The sequence below is a fragment of the Streptomyces sp. PU-14G genome (genome assembly GCF_041028275.1).
GTDB lineage: Bacteria > Actinomycetota > Actinomycetes > Streptomycetales > Streptomycetaceae > Streptomyces.
The window spans coordinates 1-3,008 of sequence record NZ_JASKYT010000612.1 but is presented as its reverse complement, the minus strand read 5'-3'; the positions used below and the strand labels follow the sequence as shown (position 1 = coordinate 3,008).

Here is a 3,008-nt window from a genome sequence, read left to right as displayed (position 1 = left end):
CGGCGTCSCYKCYGCCCCCGCCGCCTACTGCTACCTTTTGGGCCTCTACCTGGGCGACGGGTGCATCAGCGAGCTCGCCCGCACCCACACGCTCCGGATCGCCTGCGCGGACGCCTGGCCCGGTCTCATCGACTCCTGCGAACACGCCATGCGTCTGGTACGCCCCGAGAATCGCGTTTTCCGCGTCCAACGCCCCGGATGCGTCAACGTCACCGCCTACTCCAACCACTGGCCGTGCCTCTTCCCCCAGCACGGCCCCGGCAAGAAGCATCAGCGCCACATCGAGCTGGAGCCCTGGCAGCAGGAGATCGTCGACGCACATCCCTGGGGACTGGTACGCGGTCTCGTGCACTCCGACGGGTGCCGCATCACCAACTGGACCACGCGCACGGTCGGTGGCCGACAAAAGCGGTACGAGTATCCGCGCTACCTCTTCACCAACCTCTCGAGAGACATCGTGCGGCTCTACACCAGGACACTGGACGAGCTGGGCGTCGAGTGGACCAGCACCCGGCATCGCTGCGGCGGCGAGTCCGTCTCCGTAGCCCGCCGCGCCTCCGTCGCCCTCATGGACGCGCGCGTCGGCCCCAAGTACTGACGCACCGGTGCCCACAGGTCGCGTCTGGGGCACTATGGCGCGCATGGTCGTGTTGACGCGTGCGGAAGCGGAGAGCCGGGCTCGGGCGGTCAGGGTCGAGCGGTACGGGGTGGACCTGGATCTGACGCGGGGGGAGGAGGTGTTCGCTTCCACGACCGCGGTGCGGTTCGCCGTGCTGGAGGCGGGGGTGGACACCTTCGTGGAGGTGCGGCCCACGCGGCTGGTGGGGGCGGAGCTGGACGGGCGTGCGATCGATCCGGGCGAGCTGGCCGAGGGGCGGCTGCCGCTGCGCGGCCTGGCGCCCGGGGGGCACGAGCTGCGGGTCGAGGCGTTGATGCCGTATTCGCGGCTGGGTGAGGGCATGCACCGGTTCACGGATCCGGAGGACGGCAACGCGTACGTCTACACGATGTGCTGCATGACGGATGCTCCGCTGGTGTTCGCGTGTTTCGACCAGCCGGATCTGAAGGCTTCCTTCGAGGTGTCGGTGACGGCGCCCGAGGGGTGGACGGTGCTGGGGAACGGGGTGGCGGCCCGTACGGGAGAGGGCGGGCGGTGGGAGTGCGCGCCGACGCCGCCGATCAGTACGTATCTGATGGCGGTGGCGGCGGGGCCTTTCCACTCGGTGCGCACGGAGCACGCGGGGCTGCCGTTCGGGCTGCATGTGCGCAGGTCGCTGGGTCCGTATCTGGAGGCGGACGCGGCGGAGCTGCTGGAGATCACGCGGCGCTGCTTCGACCGGTATCACGAGCTGTTCGACGAGCCGTATCCGTTCGACTCCTACGATCAGGCGTTCGTGCCCGAGTTCAACGCGGGGGCGATGGAGAATCCGGGTCTGGTGACGTTCCGGGACGAGTTCATCCACCGGTCGGCGGTCACGGACACGGAGCGGCAGACGCGCGGCATGGTGATCGCGCACGAGATGGCGCACATGTGGTTCGGCGATCTGGTGACGTTGCGCTGGTGGGACGACATCTGGCTGAACGAGTCGTTCGCGGAGTACATGGGGTATCAGGTGCTGAGCGAGGCGACGCGGTTCACGGACACGTGGACGGATTTCGCGGTGGCGCGCAAGAGCTGGGGTTATGACGCGGATGAGCGTCCTTCGACGCATCCGGTGGCGCCGGATCCGCAAGGGGTGCCGGACACGGCGACGGCGTTGGGCAACTTCGACGGGATCAGCTATGCGAAGGGGGCTTCGGCGCTGCGTCAGTTGGTGGTGTGGCTGGGTGAGAGGGATTTCCTGGCGGGCATCAACGACCATTTCGCGCGGCACAGGTTCGGCAACGCGACGTTGGCGGATTTCCTCGATTCGCTGGCGCGCGCTTCGGAGCGGGATGTGCGGGGGTGGGCGGAGTGCTGGTTGCGGACGACGGGGGTGGACACCCTGGTGCCGCGGGTGGGTGAGTCGGAGGATCGGCGGTGGTATGTGGATGTGGAGCATGTGGGCCGCCGCCCGCACCGGCTGGCGGTGGGGCTGTACGACCGGGCGCCCGCTGACGCGTCGCGGCTGGTGTTGCGGGAGCGGCTGGAGCGGGATGTGCCGGCGGACGGTGGCCGGTTGACGATGACGTTGGACGGGCCGCGTCCTGATCTGGTGTTGGTCAACGATCTGGATTACACGTACGCGAAGGTGCGTCTTGATCCGGTGTCGTGGGGGTCGGTGCGCTCGGCGCTGTCGGGGCTGCCGGGGCAGTTGTCGCGTGCGGTGGTGTGGAACGCGGCGCGTGACATGGTGCGGGACGCGGAGTTGGGGCCGTTGGAGTACGTGCGCACGGCGCGGGAGCACCTGCCGTTCGAGACGGACGACGCGGTGGTGCAGGGGGTGTTGGCGTTCGCGCGGGGGCAGGCGGCGGACCGTTTCTTGACGGGCGGGGAGCGCACGGAGGCCTTGGGGCTGCTGTCGGAGTTGTGCCGTGATCTGCTCTCGTCCACGTCCAGCGCGTCCACCGCCTCCACCGCGTCTGCCGCGTCCACGAGGGCGACGGCGGAGGGCGGTGCGGGGCTGCGGTTGACGGCGGCGCGGTACTTCATCGACTGTGCGACGTCGCCGCGGGAGCTGTCGGCGTGGTGGGCGGCGGGTGAGGTCCCTGGTGGGGGCCCGGTGCTGGATGTCGAGTTGCGGTGGCGGTTGCTGTTGCGGTTGTCGGTGCTGGGCGCGGTGGGTGTGGCGGACATCGAGGAGGCGCGGGCGGCGGACGCGGGTGCGCGGGGTGAGGAGGCGGCTGCGCGGTGTCGGGCGGCGCTGCCGGACGCGGCGGCGAAGGAGGAGGCGTGGGAGGCGATGTTCGGTCCTGGCGACGCGCTGTCGAACTATCTGTTCACGGCGACGGCGCAGGGTTTCTGGCAGCCGGAGCAGCAGGGGGTGCTGGCGGGTTTCCCTGGGCGGTATTTCGCCGAGGTGGTGCCG

2 protein-coding genes are annotated in these 3,008 nt (G+C 69.7%); both read left to right on the top strand.

Features of this window, described 5'->3' with window-relative positions:
• Nucleotides 1-598: transcriptional regulator (locus tag AB8Z75_RS34020; RefSeq protein WP_369208864.1), on the top strand; the 598-nt coding region annotated here is incomplete at its 5' end.
• Nucleotides 599-641: 43 nt separating this feature from the next.
• A partial coding sequence (gene pepN / locus AB8Z75_RS34015; RefSeq protein ID WP_369208862.1) for an aminopeptidase N occupies nucleotides 642-3,008 on the top strand: 2,367 nt, incomplete at its 3' end.